This window comes from Arthrobacter sp. StoSoilA2 (assembly GCF_019977195.1).
Taxonomy (GTDB): domain Bacteria; phylum Actinomycetota; class Actinomycetes; order Actinomycetales; family Micrococcaceae; genus Arthrobacter.
This window is the reverse complement of the sequence record NZ_AP024643.1, coordinates 1,036,241-1,057,942: the sequence shown is the minus strand read 5'-3', so window position 1 is coordinate 1,057,942 and position 21,702 is coordinate 1,036,241. Positions and strand designations below refer to the sequence as shown.

Genomic DNA, 21,702 nt, shown 5'->3' with positions numbered 1-21,702 from the left:
GTGGCAAAGCGTCATGGCCGGCTGGCGGGCCGGTACGTGATGGACGGCGTTATTAGAGGACACGGCGATTCCAATCGATGGATAAAATCTACGTTGTTCCAGCTCAATAGCCAAGTGATCGAGGACTATCCGCAGCGAATGGGGGCCTCAGCCGGCCTCCACCCCTACGATCCTGTCCCTCCCCGCGTACACGTTCAGGCTGGTACTGCGGCTGAAGCCGACCAACGTAATCCCTGTTTCGTCCGCGAGCTCGGCGGCCAGGCTGGATGGAGCGCTGACCGCCGCAAGGACGGGAATGCCCGCCATGGCAGCTTTCTGGACGAGCTCGAAAGATGCCCGGCCGGATACTTGAAGAACTGTTCCTTTCAGCGGCAGCTTGCCTGCCCGCAAAGCCCAACCCACCACTTTGTCCACGGCGTTGTGGCGGCCAACGTCTTCCCGCAGGCACAGCAGCTCGGAAGTACCGTCGTCGTGAACCCTGAAAAGGCCCGCGGCATGGACGCCGCCTGTTTTGGCGAAGACCGCCTGCGCCTCACGCAACCGGTCCGGGAGGGCAGCCAGCGCTTTCACGGGGATGGTCACGTCGTCGTCCGCAGGACTGTGCCGCGAGGACTTCCGGACGGCGTCGATCGAGTCGGTGCCGCAAATGCCGCAGGAGCTTGAAGTGTAGACGTTACGGCCCGTGTCCGGACGTTCGACGTCGGGTCGCAGCTGTGCGTCCACGACATTGAAGGTCTGTACGCCGTTCTCGTCCTCCCCTGCGCAGAAACGTTCGGAAACGAGTTGCCCCGGCTCCCAGATGATGCCCTCGGAAACAAGGAACCCCGCCACCAGGTCGAAGTCGTCTCCGGGGGTCCGCATGGTCACCGAGAACGACATATCGCCGAGGCGGATCTCCAGGGGCTCCTCCACCGCGAGGACGTCTTCTTTGTACCGGACAGGGCGTTCCAGGGCCTGGGGCGATCCGTCAAGAACGAACTTATGCAGCTTTCGGCGCTGGGTCACACGTCCCATGTCAGGATCCGTTCTCCTCTGGGTGTTTTACGAACCGCACAGTCATGGCCTTGTAGCCGGGCGTGTTCGATTCGCGGGCCACAAGCTCGCGGTGCACCAGGGCGTTGGCTTCCGGGAAGTATGCGGCCGCGCAGCCCTTGGCTGTGGGGTATGCGATCAACCGGAACTTGTTGGCCCGCCGCTCCGTGCCGGCAAACGTGGAAATGACATCCACCAGGTCACGGTCTTTGAAACCCAGGCCAGCGAGGTCTTCCTCATGGACCAGGATCACCCTGCGGGCGTCCGAGACTCCGCGGTAGCGGTCATCAAGGCCATAGAACGTGGTGTTGTATTGGTCGTGGCTGCGCACCGTCTGCAGGATCAAGTGGCCCTCTGGAGCTTGAAGATACTCAAGCGGACTAACCGTGAACCGTGCTTTGCCGATGTCAGTGGCGAAGGTGCGGGTATCCCGTGGCGGGTTCGGGAGGACAAAACCGTTCTTCGTGCGGACCCTGGCGTTGAAGTCCTCGAACCCCGGAATAACGCGTGAGATGTGGTCCCGGATCACGTCATAGTCCTCAGCCATGGCGCGCCAGTCAACGCCGTGGTCATCCCCGAGTGTCGCTTGCGCCATGCGGGCCACGATGACGGGTTCGCTCAGGAGGTGCTCCGAGATCGGAGCCAGCCTGCCCTGCGTCTTGTGGATGACCGACATCGAATCCTCTACGGAGAGGAACTGCTTGCCCTTGGGGTGTTTGTCGTCCGTGTCCGTGCGTCCAAGCGTGGGCAGGATCAGGGATGTCTTTCCGTGCACCACGTGGGCCCGGTTCGGTTTGGTTGAGATGTGGACAGTCAGGCCGGCTGTTTTGAGCCCGGCTTCCAATGCTGATGTGTCAGAACCGGCTGCAGCAAAGTTTCCGCCCATGGAAACGAAGACATCCACCTCCCCCTTTTCCAGGGCGTGCTGGGTCTCCACGGAGTCATATCCATGCTCGCGGGGCATCCGGAATCCAAACTCCTTGTCCAGCGCGGCAAGGAAGGGTTCGCGTGGCTTCTCCCAGATACCCATGGTGCGGTCACCCTGGACGTTCGAGTGGCCACGCACAGGGCACGCGCCGGCTCCACGCTTACCGAAGTTGCCTTGGAGCAGGAGCAGGTTGATGATCTCCTTCAGCGTATCCACGGAGTGCGGCTGCTGGGTCAAGCCAAGCGCCCAGCAAATAATGGTTGCCTTGGACTTGGCCATCAGCCCCGCCACAGTGACGATTTCCTCGCGCGACAAGCCGGTTGCGCGCTCAGTCTCATCCCAGTCCAGCTGGGACCGTGCCTTGGCGTACGCTTCGAAGCCCTCGGTCTGCTTTCCGATAAATGACTTATCGACCACCGTCCCCGGGTTCCGCTTCTCTTCCTCCAGGAGCAAGTGGCCCAGCGCCTGGAACAGAGCGAGGTCGCCACCGACCTTGATCTTGAGGAACTCATCGGCGATAGTAGTGCCGCCCCCGATCACGCCGTTGAGGGACTGGGGGTCCTTGAAGTTCAGCAGTCCCGCTTCCGGAAGCGGGTTCACGGCAACGATCTTTCCGCCGTTGTTCTTGCAGTCACGCAACGCGGACAGCATGCGGGGATGGTTGGTCCCCGGATTCTGGCCCACCACGAACACCAGTTCTGCGTGGTGGATGTCTTCCAGCGAAACAGTTCCCTTGCCGATTCCGATGGTCGGGTTCAGCGCGCTGCCCGAGGACTCATGGCACATGTTGGAGCAGTCCGGCAGGTTGTTGGTGCCCAGGCTGCGGGCAAACAACTGGTACATGAACGCGGTCTCATTGGCCGTCCGGCCGGAGGTGTAGAAAACACAGCGATCGGGCGTGGTGGCATTGATATGCTCCCCGATCAATGCAAAGGCATCAGTCCAACTGATCGGGGAATAGTGGGTATCCCCCGGTTTGAGGACGACGGGCTCGGCGATCCGTCCTTGGCTTCCCAACCAGTATTCGGTCTTGTCTTCAAGATCTGCGATGGAATGTGCCGCCCAGAATTCGGCCCCCACCGTCCGCGTGGTGCTTTCCTCAGCGATTGCCTTGGCGCCGTTCTCGCAGAATTCAGCGGGACTCCGGCGTCCCGTGATGGATTCCGGCCAGGCGCAGCCCGGGCAATCAAAGCCGTCATGCTGGTTAACCCTGAGCATGGAGCGGACCGTGCGGGCTACTCCTGCCTGGGAGTAGCCCCTCTCAAGGGCGACAGTGACAGCCTTGAGGCCTGCCGCAGCTTTCTTGGGCGGGTGGATTTGCAGGTCATCTTCATTGATGTCCTGTTCGGGAGCATGCCTGTTCATGGGTCCATCATTGCAAGCCCGGGCACCCCGTTACCACCTGCGTCCATCCGGGGACCTTCAGGATTCCAGCGCGCTCCAGTCAACGGGACCGGAAGGGGCCTTCTTTTGTTGCCGGGCCGGCGCCTTTCGTTTCCCTTCACCCGCTTTGGGCGTGGGCAGAGGTTTGCCCCAAGGCAAGGGAAAGGCGGGGACCAACTCCCCCATCTGGACACCGTGTGGCGGGACCACCAGGACGCCATCCGCTCCTGCCAGCCCGCGCATCATCCCAGGACCTGCGTGCTGCGCGGGCGATGCCAATCCGTAGACCAGTTTGAAAGGCATCAGGCGCGTCCGTCCAGGATCGGCGTCGATCATTGCACCGCTGGGAACCTCACCAACGTCCTCCAGCTTCCCGTGGCCGAGCGCTGCGAGCAGCGGCCCCCCAACCGTGAAGAGCGCCATCATGGCGGCAAGCGGATTCCCGGGCAGGCCCAGCACGAAGCGCCCGTCCGGAAGCTCCGCCAATACGGCAGGGTGCCCCGGACGCATGGCAATGCCATCGATCAGCAGCCGGCCACCCAGTTCAGCCACGGCTCTCCTGAAATGGTCCGTCCCGGAGCGTCCGGTCCCGCCCGTAGTAATAACGACGTCGGCCGGCGGCTCCGCTGTGGCATATGGTTCTGCGGGTTCAGGCTCGGTGTCCTGCAAAGCCGCAAGCCAGTCGTCGTAATTGTCGCCTACCTTAAGTTGCTCCCCTGGAATGCCACCCAGGAGTTCGACGACGGCACCAAGTTGGGGTCCGAAGGTATCGCGGACCTTGCCCGGTAAGGGAACGCCCTGCGTCACAACTTCCGAGCCCGTCAGGAGGAACCGAACCAAGGGTTTCCCCAGGACCTCCAGCTCATCCAGGCCGGCCAGGGCAGCCAAGGCAATGTGCGCAGGATTGAGGATGGTTCCGGCTTTGAGCAGCACATCCCCCTCTGCAGCTTCTTCGGCAGCCTTGCGTATGTGCTGGCCATTGCGGGGCTCCCCCGGCTTCGCTGCCCCGCCAAGCGCAAGGATCGGAAGGCCGTCGTCGTCGGTGGTAATGACCCCGCTCTCGGTGCGCAAAACAGCCTTGGCGCCTGGCGGAATGAGTCCCCCGGTAACGATGGGACTGGCCTGGTGGGGAGCAAGCCTGTGTCCGGGCTCAACAAGAATCCAAGGACCTGTTCCGTTGACGGCCCAGCCGTCCATGGCGGAGGACGCATAGTGCGGCATGTCCTGTACGGCGACCGCGTCCGAGGCAAGCGTCCTTCCCAAGGCGGCCTTCAGTGGCACCGGGCTTGGCGGGATCGGAGCAGCGACGTCGAAGGCGCGCTGCCGGGCCTCATGCCATGTGTGTGCCGCGTGGTGGCCCTGTCCGGGGGCCTCGGTCATTCCGCCTCAGTCCCGGGCTCCAGGTATTGCTTGGCAACCTGGCGGGCCAGGTCAAGGGCTGCGCTCATGGCGGTGTCGTCCGCCGCCTGGCCGATTCCCCTGGCCATACCAGCAGCGTAACCGGCGATGAACGTAGTCAGGGGCGCGGCAGGCCGCACCACGGAGTGGGCGGCAACTCCTGCCACTGCGAGGACTTCATTGATATCCACGTCAACGCCCTCAAGCTCAAAGGCCTGCAACAGTGTGCGGCACCAGTCCTCGAGCGTCTCTTCCTGGCTCTTCATGTCCGCCTCCTGCTCGTTGTGTATGCCCAGGGCCGCAGCGTCCTCCCATGTGTCCACATCATCAGTAGATCCATCGGGAACAGTAACGGCCAGCAGGTTCAGCCTAGCAAGCAGCCGGAACACTGAAGAGTTCGTTAACCCCGAAGTTGCAGAAGCTGCGGAAACTTCCCGTTCCAAAGCCCGGGTGCTGTAAACCCCCAGGAGGGGCTGTTGCCGGCCATCGGCTGAAACGGCCATGGCGCCCTCCACTTCGGGGTGCGCACGCAATTCTTCCCACAGGGGCGCAATGCCCCTGGCGGCGTGCGGCATGTCGCAAGCCAGGACGAGCGTCCATGGCGCTGGGCTGACTGCCTGCCGAAGAGCGGCCGCCTCATGAAGGGCCGCCAGACCGGCAGCAATCGCAGCGGCAGGGCCAGCAAAGGCCGGCTCCTCCCGGGCACTAAGAACTCCAGCAGGCAGGACATCGCCGATACCAGAGGTGTCCGGACCAACCACAACCACCGCGGAGGCTCCGCGTGCGGCCTGCAGGGCATGCGAAAGGAGGCTGGCGCCGTCGAACGTTAATCCGGGCTTGGGCACGCCACCGAGGCGGGTGGCCCTGCCACCCGCCAGAATCACAGCGTTGAACTCCATCCGCCCAGAGTACCCGGACGGCGGGAGGGCAACAGAAATCGATCAGGCGGCGGATTCCGGCAACAGGAACGGGTCCCAGTCCGGCGCAGGTTTCTCGAGTTCTTTGATCTGCCACATGGTTCCTGTGGGCACGCCGGGTTTGAAACGAAGTTTCCAACCCATCTCGGCGAGCGTGTGGTCACTCTTGGCGTTGTTGCATTTCAAACACGCCGCAACCAGGTTTTCCCAGGAATCCGCGCCGCCCCTGGATTTGGGGTGGACGTGGTCTATGGTGTGGGCTGTTTTCCCGCAGTAGGCGCAGCGATGGCCGTCGCGGCGGAGTACCCCGCGGCGGCTCACGGCGGTGATCCTGTTGTACCGGGGCCGGATGTAGCGGTTGAGAAGGATCACGGATGGTCGTCCGAGAATCTCCTGTGGCCCGACGACAGGCTCGTCGCCTTCGGCCACTACGCTAGCTTTTCCAGTCAGCACAAGGACCAGCGCCCGGCGGAAGGTTACTACCGCCAGCGGTTCATATCCAGCATTCAGAACGAGTGTGCGCATGCACGTACCTCTTCACGGCCGCACCCGTCAGGGGCACGAGGGCCGGCTGCCCTCTGCTTGTACGGGCTGTGGATCGACAACACAAGGGTAAGCACTTGTATGCCGTATCAACGAATTTTTCTGTCGTTTCGGCTGTGGTGTTGGCGAAAATTCATGCGCGGGACACCTTGCAGAGGACGCGCACATTCCCTGAGGCCACGGAATCGGACTTGCGCCCCCCGGATTTGGGTGTCGGCAGCCCGCTTCTCTTGCTGTCACGAAAACTGGTGGTTAAAGCAGAACACCCCGCCGGCCTGAGCCTACGGGGTGTTCCGCAAAGTAAGTGATCAGCCGTTGACGCGGATGAAAACTGGGCCGGAGCCAACGTTCACGCTGAACAGTGCCGTGGTGGATCCGTTCCATCCACCGTGGACTGCCATGCCGTTGCCGACGTAAACCGCGATGTGGGCCATTCCGCCATAGCCGCCGTTGGCGTAGTAAGCGAGATCGCCGGGCTGGGCTTCAGCTGCACTGACCGTGCGGCCGAGGGAGAGATAGCCGGCCGGCCAGTCGTGGAAGTGAATACCGACCGCGGCCAGCGAGTTGGTCACCAGCATGGTGCAGTCCTGTGTGACGCCGAGCTGTGCGTAGGCCGCTGCAGCGATAGCTGCACCGAGGCCGCTGGATGCAGCGGGCGCCTTGGCTGCGGACGCGTCAGCGTTGACCGCCAAAGTTGCGGTGCCACCGGCAGCCGGAGCTTCCTTGGCAGCCGCCTTCTGGACGACGGGAGCCGGGGCTTCCTCAGTCTTGACCACCGGGCGCTCATAGGAGATGGCAACGCTGGAATCAGCAGCAATGGTGGCCTGGGCAACCGACTGCACGTCAAGCGTGGAGGCAGACGTAGATTCCCGCTGAACGTTGGTGTCCGCAGCATTTGCAGCGACTCCGCTGGTCAGGACAAGGCCCGACGCAGCTGCGATCACTGCTGCCTGACGGCCAACGCCACCGGCGTTGTCGCTGACAGCCTTGGCAATGACGGCAAGTGAGCTGGTCTTGGGGGCCTCAGCTCTATGCCGTGCAACCTTGTTTGCACTGGTCATGATTACTCTCTTTTCGTAGCCGCGCACGCTGGGACCGCACGCGGGTTATGGGCTGCCAGCACTTGGGGGGCATGCTGGCTTACCCCGAATGGGATTTCCTAGCGGAGGGTGTAGAACGAGGATGTGCCTGTGGAGGCCACGGAGTGCAGGAGCGTGCCCTGGCTGGGGTTCAAAGCGCTGATCATCATGCCGTTGCCGACGTAGATGCCCACGTGGGCTCCGCCGTTCTGAACGACGAGGTCGCCAGGGGCAGGGGTGCTGGTGGGGGTCATGATCGTCCAGGCATTGACGCGGGGGATGCTGATGCCGGCCTGGGCGTAAACCCACTGGGTAAATCCGGAGCAGTCCCAGCCGTTGGGGGAAGTGCCGCCCCAAACGTAGGGGTGGCCGATGCCGGTGTAGGCAATTGCTGCAAGTCCGGAGGCTGCCGCGCTTGAAGCAGCATCCTTGGCCTTGGAGGACAGGGCACCGAGGGTGCTGTTCGCTTGGTCTTCGGTCGACGTGCGCTGGGAGGCCCGCTGAACCTTGGGAGCTTCCTTGGTGACCACAACGGGGCTTTCGAAGGAAACCGTTGCGGTGGGCTCCGCGGTAACAACTGCGGTGGCGACCAACTGCTGGGTGCTGGAAGATTCCGACTTCGAAACGTCGGTGTCAGCGGCCTGGGCCGGGAGTCCAACACTGAGAACGAGCCCCGAGGCTGCGGCCAGAACGGCGGCTTGGCGGCCTACGGTGCCTGCATTGGTTGAGACAGCCTTGGAAAGGGTGTTCAACGGGTTCGTGCGAACCAATTCGGCGCGATGGCGCGCAGGGGTAGTGCGTGATGACACGAAGGTAGCCTCTCCCAATGCCTGCGAGGTGAGCTGTCGGATTCGGATGGGAGTCATCCGGCCGCGCGGCTTCAAGGAAGCTTTTGCGACTTAACCCCAAGGTCTTCTGACTCGAAGACCAAAATTGGTTCCCCCGCCCCTGCCAGACGATTTTTGCGAACGGACCTCGAGTGGTGGCAGAGCTAGGCAATCCACTCAAGTGCACCGGCCCCCTAAAAAGCCGATGCGCTTTAGACGGTACAACAGATGTTCGTGAATGTCACATTCAGGTCACGGGGCGTGTCATGGATGCGAGAGACAACCATCAAATTGCTCAGAGCCAGCCCATGGGATCTACGACTTCGCCGTTTACCTGGACCTCGAAGTGGAGGTGGCAGCCGGTAGATGCTCCTGTGGTGCCACTCAGCGCGACGGTATCGCCGCGGCTGACAGTCTGCCCCACCTTGACGTTGAAGGACGACAGGTGGTTGTACGTGGTCTCAAGGCCGTTGCCGTGATCAATCACAACGCGATTGCCTCCGCCGTACTCATGCCACCCGGCGAACGTGACCTTGCCTGCAGCGGCGGCGTGGACGGCGGTTCCGCACTGGGCCACGAAGTCCTGGCCACGGTGGAAGTCACCGGTGCCGCCGGTAAGGGGGCTGACGCGGTAGCCAAACGGCGATGCCGTGACCAGCTTGTCCAGAGGACTTCCCAAGGTGCCAAGTGAGGAAGCACGCTGAATGCTCCCCGCTGACTGGGCGCTCAACAGCTGCTTGAGCTTGCCGTCCGGGTCAGCGGCTGTGGCCACTGCGGCACGACTGAAATCGATTTTGGCAGAGGCTGCTGCAGAAACTTCGGGCTGGCTGCCACCGGGCACGGAGAGCGCCGCCTCGGTCTGGCCCGATTCCGACGTGGCCATGACGGGGCTTGTGGCAGGCAGACCTACAGTCAGGGCAAGTCCGGTGGCTGCAAGCGCGACACCGGCCTTCTGCCCTACACCACTGGCTGACGCGAAGTCGGCTACCTGGCGCAACGGGCTCTTACGGCGGCGCACCTGACGCGGGGTGTCGCGTGGCCGGATCTCCATTGCGGCGCGGGCTGGCCGCAGCTCAGCAGTGGGGCCGGACGCACGGCGACGGCCCCTGACGTTCTGCGATGTCAAACTCTGTTCCTCTCTGGAAAGCCTGCGAAGTTAGCTGTCGGATTCGGGTCAGAGAGTTCAAAGACCCGGTCCGCACGAAGCGCAAACGGCACACAGGTATCCCCGGAAGGACTTGCGTTAGTAGGCACTTCTGCTGCGGACTTCACCCCAAGGCTGCTTCTTTAGGCAGCCGCTTGTGGTTCCCCCGCCTCTGCCAGTAGTTGATGACACACCTGATCTGCTGGCAGAGCTCGGCTCCAGATCAGGTAACGCTTTGGTATCGGCGCTAGTAGATAACTATAGGTGATTAAAGCCCGCAGTAATAAATTCGTTATCTTTCCAAAACGACCGTGTTGCGGGTGCTCCATATCATCAGTCGCGGAAAGCCGCAGGTCACACGCGCGCCAACCACCACAAAGTGAGATCCGACACTCCCGTGGTCAGGGCAAGTCAGAGTCAGCTGACGGCGACGAAGACGTGCGCAGCGACCTCGGGAGGCAACTCCAGTGCTCCTTCAATGCCCGGAACGCGGACGGAGATGTACTCCCCCACCCGTTCCAAGGAGACGGTTGCGCCAGGACGAATTCCGCCTTCATCGAGCTGGGTGAGGAGCTCGGGCTCAACCTGGATGGGTTCAGCAAGCCGGCTGACCACTACACGCGAATCGGCAGCGTACCCGTCCATCGCATGCAGCAGGTTCACGTCCACGCGGGAAAGAGGCTTGTTGGCGAGGCCGCCAAGGGCTTCCAAGCCCGGAATAGGATTGCCATATGGTGACTCTGTGGGGTGCTCCAACAACTCATAGAGCCGCCGTTCCACCCGTTCGCTCATGACGTGTTCCCAGCGACATGCTTCGTCATGAACGTATGCCCAGTCCAGACCAATGACGTCCGCCAGGAGCCTCTCGGCAAGGCGGTGCTTCCGCATGACCTCGGTGGCCCGCTTGCGCCCGACTTCGGTCAGCTCCAGGTGGCGGTCGTTGGACACAATCACCAGGCCGTCACGCTCCATGCGTCCAATGGTCTGGGAAACCGTGGGACCCGAGTGCCGCAGACGCTCCGCGATGCGTGCGCGAAGAGCCACGATGTTCTCTTCTTCAAGCTCCAAAATGGTCCGAAGATACATCTCAGTGGTATCGATCAGATCCGTCATCCAGCTCAGCTCTCCTCGAACGCATTTCTTGCGTAATCTCCACCGTACCGCGTCCCAGCCAAGGTGGACGGTGTGCAACCGACACCTCCGGAACGTCAATCCAAGCCTAGCTTATTTGGAATTACTCTGGATAATTTTTCCCTGGGCCGGAATGCCTGTGGTGGTCCGGCATTCCACGTGGCGGACTATGACACCCGCAGATTCCTGACGGTGGGCCCGGTCAGGCAGAATGAGGGAGTCGAAGGGGCAGCCGATGCCACCTGCCCACCTCCCCCTCTCTAACCGATACCCATTGGAGCCACACGTGAGCGACAACAGCATCACTATTCCCGCCGACCTGCTGCCCAAGGACGGACGCTTCGGCGCGGGACCGTCCAAGGTCCGCCCGGAACAGGTCCAGGCCCTGTCTGCCGCATCGACCACCATTCTTGGCACGTCCCACCGTCAGGCGCCGGTCAAGAACCTGGTGGGTTCGGTCCGCGAAGGACTCAGCCAGTTCTTCCGTGCACCCGAGGGCTACGAGGTTGTCCTCGGCGTCGGCGGTTCCACTGCTTTCTGGGATGTAGCAGCTTTTGGGCTCGTTGAGAAAAAGGCCCAGCACCTTTCCTTCGGTGAATTCGGTTCCAAGTTTGCCGCGGCCACCAACAAAGCCCCCTTCCTGGATGCATCCTCCATCATCACGTCCGAGCCCGGCACGCGGCCGGTCTCCCAGGCGGAGGCCGGGGTTGACGTCTATGCCTGGCCCCAGAACGAGACGTCAACCGGTGTTGCAGCCCCTGTAAAGCGCGTCGAAGGCGCCGACGCCGGTTCGCTCGTCCTGGTGGACGCCACGTCAGCCGCCGGCGGGCTGGACGTCGACGTCGCCGAATCGGATGTCTACTACTTCGCCCCGCAGAAGAACTTCGCCTCTGACGGCGGCCTGTGGCTGGGCCTGTTCTCCCCGGCAGCGTTGGAGCGCGCGGCCCGGATCAAGGCCAGCGGCCGCTGGATTCCGGACTTCCTGGACCTGCAGACCGCTATCGACAACTCCAAACTGAACCAGACGTACAACACACCTTCACTGTCCACGCTGGTGACTTTGGATGCGCAGGTGCAGTGGCTCAACAGCAATGGTGGACTGGACTTCGCCAGCAAGCGCACGGCAGACTCTGCCAGCCGCATTTACTCCTGGGCCGAGGCGTCCGAGTACGCAACACCGTTCGTCGCGAAGGCTGAGGACCGCTCCAACGTCATCGCCACCATCGACTTCGATGACTCCATCGACGCAGCGGCTATCGCCAAGATCCTGCGTGCCAACGGCGTCGTGGACACCGAACCGTACCGCAAGCTTGGACGAAACCAGCTTCGCATTGCCACGTTCGTCGCTATTGAACCGGACGACATCTCGGCCCTGCTCGCCAGCATCGACTACGTCGTGGGCGAACTCAAGAAATAAATCTGAAGAAGTAACTGCCGCGGAATTCCGCGCAGGGGCAGGAAACGGCGTCGTCAGGGTTCTTCCCGGACGGCGCCGCTGCCGTTAATCGCCCAGGCGGGCGACGTCGTCGTCATCGTCGTCGTTATCCACCGCGTCAGGATCGGCGGCTTCGGCGGCAGCGTCTTCCTCGGCCTGCACGGCTTCCTCGGACACTTCCTCCACCGTCTCCTCCACCAAGGGTGTCTCGTCTTCCGGGCGGACACGCTTTGCCCACGGGACCCATTCCGGGGCAAGGATGGAATCCTCGGAGGGCAGGAGCCCCAGCTCGCTGACTGTGACGATCTTCGACCGGGAATTGCGCGTGATCACGGCATACCACTGCCACCCGCCGTATCCGGCAAGCTTGGACTCGAACAAGTGCGTGACCACGCGGTCGCCCTCGGACTTTGCGCCTACGTGGGCACCTACCTCGCCCGGGTTCGCGATAGTCTCCACCGCTTCCCGCGCGACGTCGACGGCGGCGGCCAGGAACGCATCCGGCTTGCCAGTGCGCCACACCGGGATGCCTGCCCGCGGCTTCGCTGCGACCGGCTTCCGCGCAGGGGTGTCGCTGTTTTCAGGGGCTTGCCCGTTGACAGGATTCCCCCCGGTGACAGGGACGTCGGCGGCAGAAGTGACGGCCCCAGGGCTGGCCTGTGCGTCCCTTCCGGCCTGTGTGTCCTGTGCGGATTCCGAAGTCATCGCGGTTCCTAGGCTTCCAGCTCGTCGGCAACCTTGCGCAGAGCCATACCGATGGCCTTGGCCTTGTTGCCTTCGGGGTACTTGCCGGAAGACAAAGTACCGGACAGGTTATCCAGCACGGTCACGAGGTCCTGCACCAACGGCGCCAGGTCCTTGGCGTTCATCCGCTTGGCCTTGGCGATGGAGGGCGTCTTGTCCAGGACCCGAAGGCCCAATGCCTGGGCACCGCGACGGCCATCTGCCACGCCAAATTCCACACGCGTACCGGCTTTGAGCTCGGTTACGCCTGCGGGCAGTGACGTCTTGGGCAGGAATACCTCCTGGCCGTCCTCAGCCGCGAGGAATCCGAAGCCTTTTTCCTTGTCATACCACTTGACCTTGCCGGTGGGCACGTAATCAACCTTCTTCGTTCTTGCTGTGGAGACACGTCGTGCCGCCACCGCATCCGCAGGGATTTGCGGGATCGAGGGAGACAGCACGGTCCGTGTTGGTCTGTTACTTCAAGGTTATCCTGCCGGACCACCTATTCATGCTTTGCCGCCGCTTTGCGGCGCCTTTGCTTCACGCGGTGCGGCGCCTTTGCTTCACGCTTGCGGCGCGGTTGCCCATGGGCCTGGTCCGTGTGGCCCTGCTGCTAGCGTTAGGCGCATGACTTCCCCGGGTTACCGCCGCCCCCTCATGATCGTTGCCGCCATGATCGCCGTCCTGTCCTTGGCCGCAGTTGGCGCGGTCATGGCCATCGCCTTTAACAGTGGAGTTGCGCCGGTGTGGATCACGTCCACCGCCCTCTATGGGCTGCCGGTTGCCTTCATGCTTGCAGTGGTCCTGGTGTTGGACGCCATCCGTCAACGGCGCCGGCAGTAGCGAATGAAGCACCGTCAATAGCAAATCAACCGGGGCAGCTTTGCCCTGGCCACGCACGAGCGGCCCGGTGGCGGTAACGTTGGATTGATGTCCCTCATTCGCGCGCTCAGCAAGGAACTGGAAGCGCGCAGCGACAATTCGCTGCGGGCCTTGTTTGCCGCGCGACCCGACCTGATTTCTCCCATGGCCCCGGACTTCGCTGCCTTGGCAGCCAGGGCAAGTGCGCGGGTCAGCGTTCAACGGGCGTTGGAGCGGCTGACGAAGCCCGAAATGCAGGTTCTGGAAACACTCCATCTGTGCACGAATGCCGATACCGGCCACAGTGTTTCCGCTGCCGGGCTCAAGAAGGTCATTGCCGGTTCCACGCTGTCTGCGCTGGAACCGATTCTCGCAAAACTTCAGGAGTTGGCGCTGATCCACCGGGCCGATCCTCCTGCGGCAGCAAACTCACAACCGAGTTCCCGGCAACGGTTCTACCTTCCAGTTGGAAGCCTGAAGGACGTGATCGGCATCTATCCGGCCGGCCTGGGCCGAAGCTACACAGAGCTGGTCAGGTTGCAGCCGGCTTTCGCCCAACGCGTGGTCCAGCTCGTAGCCGAGCTCCATCAGTGCGGCCTGGACATCCACCCCGCCAGCACGCCAATGGACGCGGCCTTGTCCCTGCAACGCTGGACGTCAAGTGCAGAGAATGTGCGCGCAATTCTGGCCACTGCGCCCGAAAGGACCGTCGGCTTACTGGACAAGTTCGGCAGTTGGGCCATGGGCGCGGTCCCCCAAGCTCAACGGCGGGCCTCCGTAACCCACGAAAGCGCCGACGTCGGGCCTGTTGACTGGCTGCTGGCCCGCGGCCTGTTGGTTCCATTGGACGCCGGCCACGTCGAATTGCCGCACAGTGTCGGCATAGCACTGCGCGGTGGTGCGATCATTGACGACTTCACCCTGACCCCTCCGGTTCCGGAACTGGGCCACACGAGTGCTGCCCTCCGACGCAACGCCGCGATGGGCGCCATCGCCGAGACACTACGGCTCACCAGCGAGGTGCTGTTCGCGGTCCGCGAGCAGCCATTGGCAACCCTCCGGAGCGGCGGCGTAGGCGTGCGTGAGCTGCGGCGACTTGCAGAATCCGTCCGGTGCGGCGTCCACGAAACTGCCCTCCTGCTGGAGTTCTGCGCACTGGCCGGCCTTCTGCGGCTGGACGTTGACAGTTCCACGTGGATCCAGCCGCCGTCGTTGGAATGGCTTTCCCTGCCGCGACAGGAACAGTGGCTCTGGCTGGTGAACGCCTGGTTGGCCAGCGAGCGGGCACCTTCGATGGTGGGCCAGCCCCTCCCGGGGTCGACTTCCGGTTCGCCATCCCATCCAGGTTCGGCCGGCAGCACCATCAATGCATTGTCCGCCGAGGCTCAAAGGCCCGACGCTCCAGTGGTCCGGCGCAGGATCCTGGAGATCCTCAATGAACTGACCGCTGAGGCGGCCGCTCCGGATGGCAAAGCACCTGTCCTTGACGCGCGCGCGGTGCTGCAACGCGCGGAATGGACGCAGCCCCGTATGTCCCGCCGGTTCAGCTCCCTGGTGAGGGGGATCCTGGAAGAAGCCACTTTGTTGGGGTTGATGGGCTCCGGGGCCTTCACACAGTTGGGGTCTGCCATCGCGCTCGGCCATCCGGAGGAGGCAATGACCCTCCTCGGTGAACACCTGCCAGCCGCGGTCAACCACATCCTCCTGCAGGCGGACCTCACAGCCGTGGCACCCGGTTATCTCGCGCCCGAACTCAGCGAAATGCTGCTGCTCATGGCCGACGCCGAGGGCCAGGGCCCGGCGTCGATCTACCGTTTTTCCACGGCAACCATCCGCAGGGCCCTCGACGCCGGGCAGGATGCGGAATCGCTGTTGACGTTCCTCCGGGAGCATTCAGCCACGGACGTACCGCAACCGCTCGAGTACCTGGTGCAGGACACAGCATCCCGACACGGACGTTTGCGGATCGGTTCCAGTGCCAGCTTCATCCAAAGCGACGACGAATCCGCCATCACTGACCTGTTGCAGGAGGCCCGCACGTCTGCACTGAGCCTGGTTCGGATCGCCCCCACCGTCCTGACGTCCTCTGCCAGCCCCAAGGAGACTGCACGTGTGCTGCGCGAGCTGGGACTTTCGCCTGCCGTCCAGGACGCGGAACCCGCCGTCGTCCGCTTTAAACGGACAGCGGCAGTGCCGGGCAGCGCGCGTCCGGTCTATACGGCACCGCGGACGGCCCCACCGGACGACGACGTCGAAGCCCAGCTTTCGGTCTTGCGGCAGCACCGTGGCGTCCCGGCTGATGCGACAGGCGAAGCCTCCACACAGCTCGGCCTGGAAACGCTGCAGAAGGCCATCCGCCTCAAACAGGCAGTCACCATGAACGTGGTGGACAGCCTGGGAAATGCGAACATCGAAACCGTGGTCCCTGTCTCCGTCTCCGGTGGCCGCGTCCGGGTCTTCGATCCCGGCAAGGAAACTGAGCGTGTACTGTCCATCCACCGGATCATCGATGTAGAACCAGCAGGAGAGCTGCGCAAGTGAGGATGCAAGAGTGACCGACGGTCCACTGATCGTACAAAGCGATAAAACCATTCTGTTGGAAGTCGACCACGAGCTCGCCACGGAAGCCAGGCACGCCATTGCGGCATTTGCTGAGCTGGAGCGCGCTCCCGAGCACATGCACAGCTACCGGCTGACGCCTCTTGGGCTGTGGAACGCCCGGGCCGCCGGACTCGACGCCGAGCAGGTGTTGGATACGCTGCTGAAGTACTCCCGCTTCCCGGTTCCGCATGCATTGTTGATCGATATCGAAGAGACCATGTCCCGCTATGGCAGGCTTCGCCTCGAAAAGGATCCACAGCATGGTTTGGTGATGCGTACTGACGACTACCCCGTACTGGAGGAAGTCATCCGCGCCAAGAAGATCTCCCCGCTCCTTGGGCCCAGGATCGATGGCGAGACTGTGGTGGTTCATTCCTCGCAGAGGGGCCAGCTCAAGCAGCTGCTCCTCAAGTTGGGATGGCCGGCCGAAGACCTTGCCGGATATGTCAACGGGCAGCCGCACCTGATCATGCTCGATGAAACAGGCTGGCAGTTGCGCCCTTACCAAAAGTTGGCCACGGAGAACTTCTGGGCCGGCGGCAGCGGAGTCGTCGTTCTTCCTTGTGGTGCGGGAAAGACCCTGGTGGGCGCGGCGGCCATGGCAACGTCCTCCACTACAACGCTGATCTTGGTCACCAACACGGTTTCGGCACGCCAGTGGAAGGACGAGCTGCTCAAGCGGACGTCCTTGACCGAAGATGAGATCGGCGAATATTCCGGTGCGGTCAAGGAAGTCAGGCCTGTCACCATCGCAACCTACCAGGTACTCACTACCAAGCGCGGTGGACTTTACCCGCACCTTGAACTCGTGGACGGTCATGACTGGGGCCTGATCATCTATGACGAGGTGCACTTGTTGCCCGCCCCGATCTTCCGGATGACGGCGGACCTGCAGGCCCGGCGAAGGCTCGGACTGACGGCCACACTGGTGCGCGAGGATGGCAGGGAGGGCGAAGTATTCAGCCTGATTGGACCCAAGCGCTACGACGCTCCATGGAAGGACATCGAAGCGCAGGGCTACATCGCACCGGCGGATTGCGTTGAAGTCCGCGTCGATTTACCCCGCGACGAGCGGGTGGCCTACGCCATGGCCGATGACGCCGACAAATACCGGCTGTGCGCAACCTCCGAGACAAAGACCCGACTGGTGGAGCAGCTCGTGGCGGCGCACAAGGGCGAGCAACTGCTGGTCATCGGCCAGTACATAGACCAACTGGACGAGATCGCCGAGCGGCTGGATGCTCCCTTGATCAAGGGGGAAACCAGCGTCAAAGCCCGGCAGAAACTCTTTGATGCCTTCCGTAAAGGCGAGATCCAGACTCTCGTGGTGTCCAAAGTGGCCAACTTCTCCATCGACCTCCCGGAGGCTTCAGTCGCCATCCAGGTTTCGGGTTCCTTCGGGTCCCGGCAGGAGGAGGCGCAACGACTGGGCCGCCTGCTCAGGCCAAAGCAAGACGGTCGTTCGGCCCGTTTCTACTCCCTTGTGGCCCGCGACACCTTGGACCAGGACTTCGCGGCCAAGCGCCAGCGGTTCCTGGCCGAACAGGGGTATGCCTACCGGATCATGGACGCCAAGGATGTGGGTAAAGACGCTCCCGCAGAGGAATAATCGCCGGGCCATTGCTATTTATCTCCAGCAATTTTAGGATTCCAAGTGAAGCTCTCCGCCCTTAGGGTTGCCCTTGGTCCAGGCAGCCTGGCGGCCAGTCGTCGGTAACGGGGGAATCCCGCAGCCAGGGTACCGGCGATTCGAAGGCCTTGAAGAATCTGTGATTTTTTACCAGAGGACTCCTTATGCGTAAAACCCTCCTGGTCCTGTCGGCGATCATCCTGCTATCAGGCCTTGCCCAGCTCTTTTTCGCCGGCTACTTCCATTTCCAAAACACTATTGAAGCCCAGCGCGAAGCGGGCGTTTATCACGTAATGAACGGCCAATATGTGCTGCGTTATTCGGCATTGCTGGCCGTGATCGTCGCGGCTATTGCCAAGGCCGGATCCCGGACCATCTGGCTGGCCGCCGGAATCTTCCTAATGACATGGGTGCAACTGTTTATCTTTATTATCGGCGGCATGCTCACTGGCTCGTCGGAGGATTTCATCACGCCCTCCGGCTCGTGGGTGGCTTCCATCCACCCCATCACGGGGCTACTGATCATCTTCATGTCCTACTGGTTGTTCAGGCGTGCCCGCGCCCTTGCACTTAATCCCCAGCCCCTTCCACCCAAGGCAGCAGCCTCGGATGCTTCCGCCTCTTCCGCTACGGCGTGATGAGCGGCGGCTGTGAATATTTCACAGCTACTGGCCGTCGATTTGGTGCTGGCCATCCTCGCCGCCGGCGCCTGGATGGCCGCCGCCTGGATGGCCATTTCTTCAACAGCTGACAGGAGGCCAGCCAAGCCACGCGGTGTCGACTTGGCGCTTCTTCTGCTGGGCCTGGCCGTCGTTGCCACTGCGGCGCGCTATGCCTTGCTCCCCGCTTTGGTGGCGGGCAGCTGGTGGTTTGCCAGCGAACGCACAACCATCAGCCTGCCCTTGACCGCCATCCCCGCGGCTTGGGCCGCGATGGCCGGTGTTCCGCACTTGCTGAGGAGGCGGAACACCGGCCCACCACGTTCGGGCAAGCTACCCGGACGCGCTGGCGGAACCCAGGATTGGGCTGTCCTCGCCATGGTGTCCGCCGCGGCTTCGGCAATTGCTTCACTTGCGCTGACCTTTGTCCTCGGCCCCTTCCCCGCCCCGTGGACGCTGGTGGTTCTCCTGTTCCTGGTTGCAGGGACCGTGATGCTGGCCAGGTTCGCGCTGGTCCCTCGCTTCCCGCGCCCGCCCGCTCCCGCCGCTCCCGCCGCTCCTGCCGCTCCGCCCGGCGGCACCGTCCCACCCGGCCAGGGCCGCATGGTTCGCAGGCGCACGACGGCGGCTGCTGCAGTCGCCGGGCTCATGGCCTGCACCGCTTTGGGCTCGGGAGTCTTTGCCTGGTTGGGTAGCCGTTCCGCTGATGGCGCGGTGATTGCAGCCGCAATCGGTCATCACCGAGGTGTCACCACTGCACCAGTGGTGGCCCCAACTCCGGTAACCAGCCTGGTGGGCGACCTCCCTGACAATGCCGTGGTCCGGCACTACGAACTCACTGCCCGCACCGAACACATAACCCTGCCCTCCGGGGAGTCTACCGATGCATGGACCTTTGGCAGCCTCCCGGGCCCTGGCATCGAAGCCCAACTGGGCGAGGTCATGGAAGTTGAGCTAAGGAACCAGGACGTGGGCGCTGGCGTAACTCTGCACTGGCACGGCTACGACGTCCCCAACGCCATGGACGGCGTGGCCGGGGCAACACAGGACGCCGTCATGCCCGGGCAGTCCATGACCTACCGGTTCCTTGCGGCGCAGGCCGGCACGTATTGGTACCACACGCACCAAGATTCAGCCGAAGGTGTCCGCAAGGGCCTCTACGGCACATTCGTCGCGCACAACCCCACACTGCCTCGCGCGGATACCGACATTGTGGTGGCAGGACACGACCTCGACGGTCTGGGGTTGCTGGGCTCCTCAGACCGTAGCAGTGTGCATGCGGCCGTCCCCGGCTCGAGCGTTCGCGTGCGCCTCATCAACACTGATTCCCTGCCACAGCGTTACCTTCTGGATGGAACGGCGTTCAAGGTTGCAGCCGTGGACGGAACGGAGGTGAACCAGCCCCAGGAGGTCAAGGGGAAGCTGTTGCGGCTGGGAGCCGGGGGAAGGATGGACGTCACGTTCACGATGCCCGAATCCGCGGTGACGCTCCGCTCTGACTCGGCGGCCAGCGCCGTCGTCGTGGTTGCTCCATCCAGCCCTGATGCCGCAATGAACGAAGCCGACATCCCTGTGAAAGCAGCCGACATCCCGGTGAAGGCGGTTGGCGTCCCTGAGAAGGCGGAGCCGGGCATCTTTGCGACGACCCCCGTCCTGGATCTGCTGGACTACGGTGAACCTGTGGCCGGCACACCGGCACCCGCAGAAAATGTCCGGGAGGAAGTGCTGGTGTTGGATCGCCAGTTCCGCTTTGTTGACGGAATTCCTCGCTACGCGTTTACGGTGAACGGCGCAGCCTATCCCCTGGTGCCATCCATTGAAGTGGCCGAAGGGGACACCGTAAAAGTGACGATCGTCAACCGCACCGCGGAGCCACACCCCATGCATCCCCACGGACACCACGTTCAAGTACTCAGCAGGAACGGCGTGGCCCCAAGTGGATCGCCGCTGATGCTTGACACCGTGGACGTGCTGCCGGGCGACGTATGGGAGCTGCTGCTGCACGCTGACAATCCGGGCATCTGGATGGATCACTGCCACAACCTGGACCATGCTGCAGAGGGAATGATGATGCTGCTGAAGTACGAAGGCGTGTCATCCGACTTCGTACACGGTGGCCATTCCCACAACCGGCCTGAATAGGACGGCTGGTGTAGCGTTCGTCCTCAGGCCACCATGCGGCTGGCGTGCGGGATGGCAACGTGATCCACTACTGCCCAGCAGTCGGCGTCATGGAGCTGTGCGCTGGCGAAGCGCTCGGCCGATGCCAGGTCCGGAAATTCCTCGCGCCGAATGTGGCCCGAGTCTGTATCCAGGTACGTCACGTGGAACTCGACGTCCGCGGCTTCTTCATTGTGATGAATGCTGATGGGGGCTGCTTCTTTTGCCATGCTTCCAGTGTGGAATGGGGCACTGACATTTTTAGGAGCATCCGTGGGCGTGTTCAGATCTTAAGCCTTGGGGATGTCCCGGGCTAGGGCGTTCGAAGGTACTCGGCGGAGACTTCGCGCACTATGGAGCTGACGACGTCGAGCACTTTTGATGCCGTCTTCCAGCGCTGCCAGTAGAGCGGAACATCAAAGGGGCGCGCGGGAGCGAGTTCAATCAAGCGCCCGTCGGCAATGTCCGGCCCGCATTGAACCTCCGGAATCAATCCCCAGCCCAAGCCCAGGCGAATGGCATCGCCAAAGTCCTGTGAAGCCGGCACGTAGTGTCGCGGCCCCTTCTGTTGTGCCTTTGAAGCACCCGGCCACGATTCCACGAAAGCCCACTGATAGGTGTCCTTTCGGTCGAAATCCACGGCCGGTGCTGTATTGAGCCGGCCTCCGTCCACCCCGTCCGCAAACCAGCGGTCCACAAAGACCGCAGCTGCCACTGCCCGGTAACGCATGACTCCGAGGCTCTCCACCCGGCAGCCCTGCACCGGGTCCGGAGTGGCTGTGACCGCAGCCATGACGGTCCCCGAACGCAGCATCGAGGTGGAGTGTTGTTCATCGTCGCGGTGCAGGTCAAAGGTGATGTTGAGATCGCTGGGCACACGGGCAAGTGCTTGCAGGAACCAGACCGCAAGCGAGTCCGCATTCACCACGATCGGCACAGCCAGCTGCGGACCGTCCGCGCCCAAACCCAACTCGACGCCTGCATCTGCCTCCAGCTGGGCTACTTGGCGGGCAAGGCGAAGCACCACTTCGCCCGCTTCCGTGGCCTGCGCGGGATTGCTCCGCTGGAGCAGGACCCTTCCGGACGATTGCTCAAGCGCCTTCAAACGTTGGGACACGGCCGACGGCGTGATGTGCAGCCGGCGCGCTGCCGCATCCAGTGTGCCTTCCGAAAGTACGGTGGCGAACGTCAACAACTGCTCAGAAGGAAACTGTGGCATAAGAAGATCTTATGCGACGTGAAAAACAT

At 62.8% G+C, this 21,702-nt stretch carries 19 protein-coding genes and 2 riboswitches; of the genes, 6 read left to right on the top strand and 13 right to left on the bottom strand.

Annotated elements, in window-relative coordinates; genetic code table 11:
- Nucleotides 1–147: 147 nt before the first annotated feature.
- From fdhD to LDN82_RS04935, 9 genes are all read right to left on the bottom strand, one after another.
- The gene (gene fdhD / locus LDN82_RS04975) at nt 148–1,014 is read right to left on the bottom strand and encodes a formate dehydrogenase accessory sulfurtransferase FdhD (RefSeq protein ID WP_224166567.1); all 867 of its coding nucleotides are present in this window, start codon (nt 1,012–1,014) and stop codon (nt 148–150) included.
- A 1-nt stretch (nt 1,015) separates the two neighbouring features.
- Complete coding sequence (locus LDN82_RS04970) at nt 1,016–3,325, bottom strand: FdhF/YdeP family oxidoreductase (RefSeq protein WP_224166566.1); 2,310 nt, start codon at nt 3,323–3,325, stop codon at nt 1,016–1,018.
- A 57-nt stretch (nt 3,326–3,382) separates the two neighbouring features.
- A complete protein-coding gene (locus LDN82_RS04965) occupies nt 3,383–4,723 on the bottom strand; it encodes a molybdopterin molybdotransferase MoeA (protein WP_224166565.1) in 1,341 nt (446 codons plus the stop codon).
- Nucleotides 4,720–5,625: an NTP transferase domain-containing protein gene (locus LDN82_RS04960; RefSeq protein ID WP_263422283.1), complete on the bottom strand. Its 906-nt coding sequence runs from the start codon at nt 5,623–5,625 to the stop codon at nt 4,720–4,722. Before LDN82_RS04960 ends, LDN82_RS04965 begins: the two co-directional genes overlap by 4 nt.
- 57 nt (nt 5,626–5,682) lie before the next feature.
- Nucleotides 5,683–6,183: an HNH endonuclease gene (locus tag LDN82_RS04955; protein WP_216926047.1), complete on the bottom strand. Its 501-nt coding sequence runs from the start codon at nt 6,181–6,183 to the stop codon at nt 5,683–5,685.
- 326 nt (nt 6,184–6,509) lie between these two features.
- A complete protein-coding gene (locus LDN82_RS04950) occupies nt 6,510–7,262 on the bottom strand; it encodes an NlpC/P60 family protein (protein WP_224166563.1) in 753 nt (250 codons plus the stop codon).
- A gap of 98 nt (nt 7,263–7,360) precedes the next feature.
- On the bottom strand, nt 7,361–8,089 hold the full coding sequence (locus LDN82_RS04945) for a C40 family peptidase (protein ID WP_263422282.1): 729 nt from the start codon (nt 8,087–8,089) through the stop codon (nt 7,361–7,363).
- A 4-nt stretch (nt 8,090–8,093) separates the two neighbouring features.
- Nucleotides 8,094–8,278: riboswitch (cyclic di-AMP (ydaO/yuaA leader) on the bottom strand.
- A gap of 124 nt (nt 8,279–8,402) precedes the next feature.
- Nucleotides 8,403–9,233: a M23 family metallopeptidase gene (locus LDN82_RS04940; protein ID WP_224093692.1), complete on the bottom strand. Its 831-nt coding sequence runs from the start codon at nt 9,231–9,233 to the stop codon at nt 8,403–8,405.
- A gap of 4 nt (nt 9,234–9,237) precedes the next feature.
- Nucleotides 9,238–9,479: riboswitch (cyclic di-AMP (ydaO/yuaA leader) on the bottom strand.
- 189 nt (nt 9,480–9,668) lie between these two features.
- Complete coding sequence (locus LDN82_RS04935) at nt 9,669–10,364, bottom strand: metal-dependent transcriptional regulator (RefSeq protein ID WP_224166562.1); 696 nt, start codon at nt 10,362–10,364, stop codon at nt 9,669–9,671.
- A 304-nt stretch (nt 10,365–10,668) separates the two neighbouring features.
- Between LDN82_RS04935 and serC the strand changes: the two genes are divergently transcribed.
- Nucleotides 10,669–11,799 carry a phosphoserine transaminase gene (serC, locus tag LDN82_RS04930; protein ID WP_224166561.1) on the top strand — a complete coding sequence of 377 codons (1,131 nt, stop codon included), beginning with the start codon at nt 10,669–10,671 and terminating at the stop codon, nt 11,797–11,799.
- 84 nt (nt 11,800–11,883) lie between these two features.
- Here serC and LDN82_RS04925 read toward each other — a convergent pair whose 3' ends face one another.
- Together LDN82_RS04925 and LDN82_RS04920 are read right to left on the bottom strand one after the other, a co-directional pair.
- A complete protein-coding gene (locus LDN82_RS04925; protein WP_224166560.1) occupies nt 11,884–12,522 on the bottom strand; it encodes a DUF3027 domain-containing protein in 639 nt (212 codons plus the stop codon).
- 8 nt (nt 12,523–12,530) lie between these two features.
- Nucleotides 12,531–12,914 (bottom strand): cold shock domain-containing protein, encoded by a 384-nt coding sequence (locus tag LDN82_RS04920; protein ID WP_216926040.1) that lies wholly within the window; start codon nt 12,912–12,914, stop codon nt 12,531–12,533.
- A gap of 256 nt (nt 12,915–13,170) precedes the next feature.
- On the opposite strand from LDN82_RS04920, the gene LDN82_RS04915 reads away from it, so the two are divergent.
- The 5 genes from LDN82_RS04915 to LDN82_RS04895 all read left to right on the top strand — a co-directional run bounded on the left by LDN82_RS04915 (nt 13,171) and on the right by LDN82_RS04895 (nt 20,436).
- On the top strand, nt 13,171–13,386 hold the full coding sequence (locus LDN82_RS04915; RefSeq protein ID WP_224093684.1) for a hypothetical protein: 216 nt from the start codon (nt 13,171–13,173) through the stop codon (nt 13,384–13,386).
- Nucleotides 13,387–13,473: 87 nt separating this feature from the next.
- Complete coding sequence (locus LDN82_RS04910; protein WP_224166559.1) at nt 13,474–15,945, top strand: helicase-associated domain-containing protein; 2,472 nt, start codon at nt 13,474–13,476, stop codon at nt 15,943–15,945.
- Nucleotides 15,946–15,955: 10 nt separating this feature from the next.
- Complete coding sequence (locus LDN82_RS04905) at nt 15,956–17,614, top strand: DNA repair helicase XPB (RefSeq protein ID WP_224093677.1); 1,659 nt, start codon at nt 15,956–15,958, stop codon at nt 17,612–17,614.
- A gap of 185 nt (nt 17,615–17,799) precedes the next feature.
- Complete coding sequence (locus tag LDN82_RS04900) at nt 17,800–18,273, top strand: hypothetical protein (protein WP_224166558.1); 474 nt, start codon at nt 17,800–17,802, stop codon at nt 18,271–18,273.
- 12 nt (nt 18,274–18,285) lie between these two features.
- Nucleotides 18,286–20,436 carry a multicopper oxidase family protein gene (locus LDN82_RS04895; RefSeq protein WP_224166557.1) on the top strand — a complete coding sequence of 717 codons (2,151 nt, stop codon included), beginning with the start codon at nt 18,286–18,288 and terminating at the stop codon, nt 20,434–20,436.
- Nucleotides 20,437–20,459: 23 nt separating this feature from the next.
- On the opposite strand, the gene LDN82_RS04890 is transcribed toward LDN82_RS04895, so the two are convergent.
- Together LDN82_RS04890 and LDN82_RS04885 are read right to left on the bottom strand one after the other, a co-directional pair.
- On the bottom strand, nt 20,460–20,684 hold the full coding sequence (locus LDN82_RS04890) for a hypothetical protein (RefSeq protein ID WP_224166556.1): 225 nt from the start codon (nt 20,682–20,684) through the stop codon (nt 20,460–20,462).
- Nucleotides 20,685–20,767: 83 nt separating this feature from the next.
- Nucleotides 20,768–21,673, bottom strand: coding sequence for a LysR family transcriptional regulator ArgP (locus LDN82_RS04885; protein ID WP_224166555.1), 906 nt, complete (start codon nt 21,671–21,673; stop codon nt 20,768–20,770).
- Nucleotides 21,674–21,702: the final 29 nt, after the last annotated feature.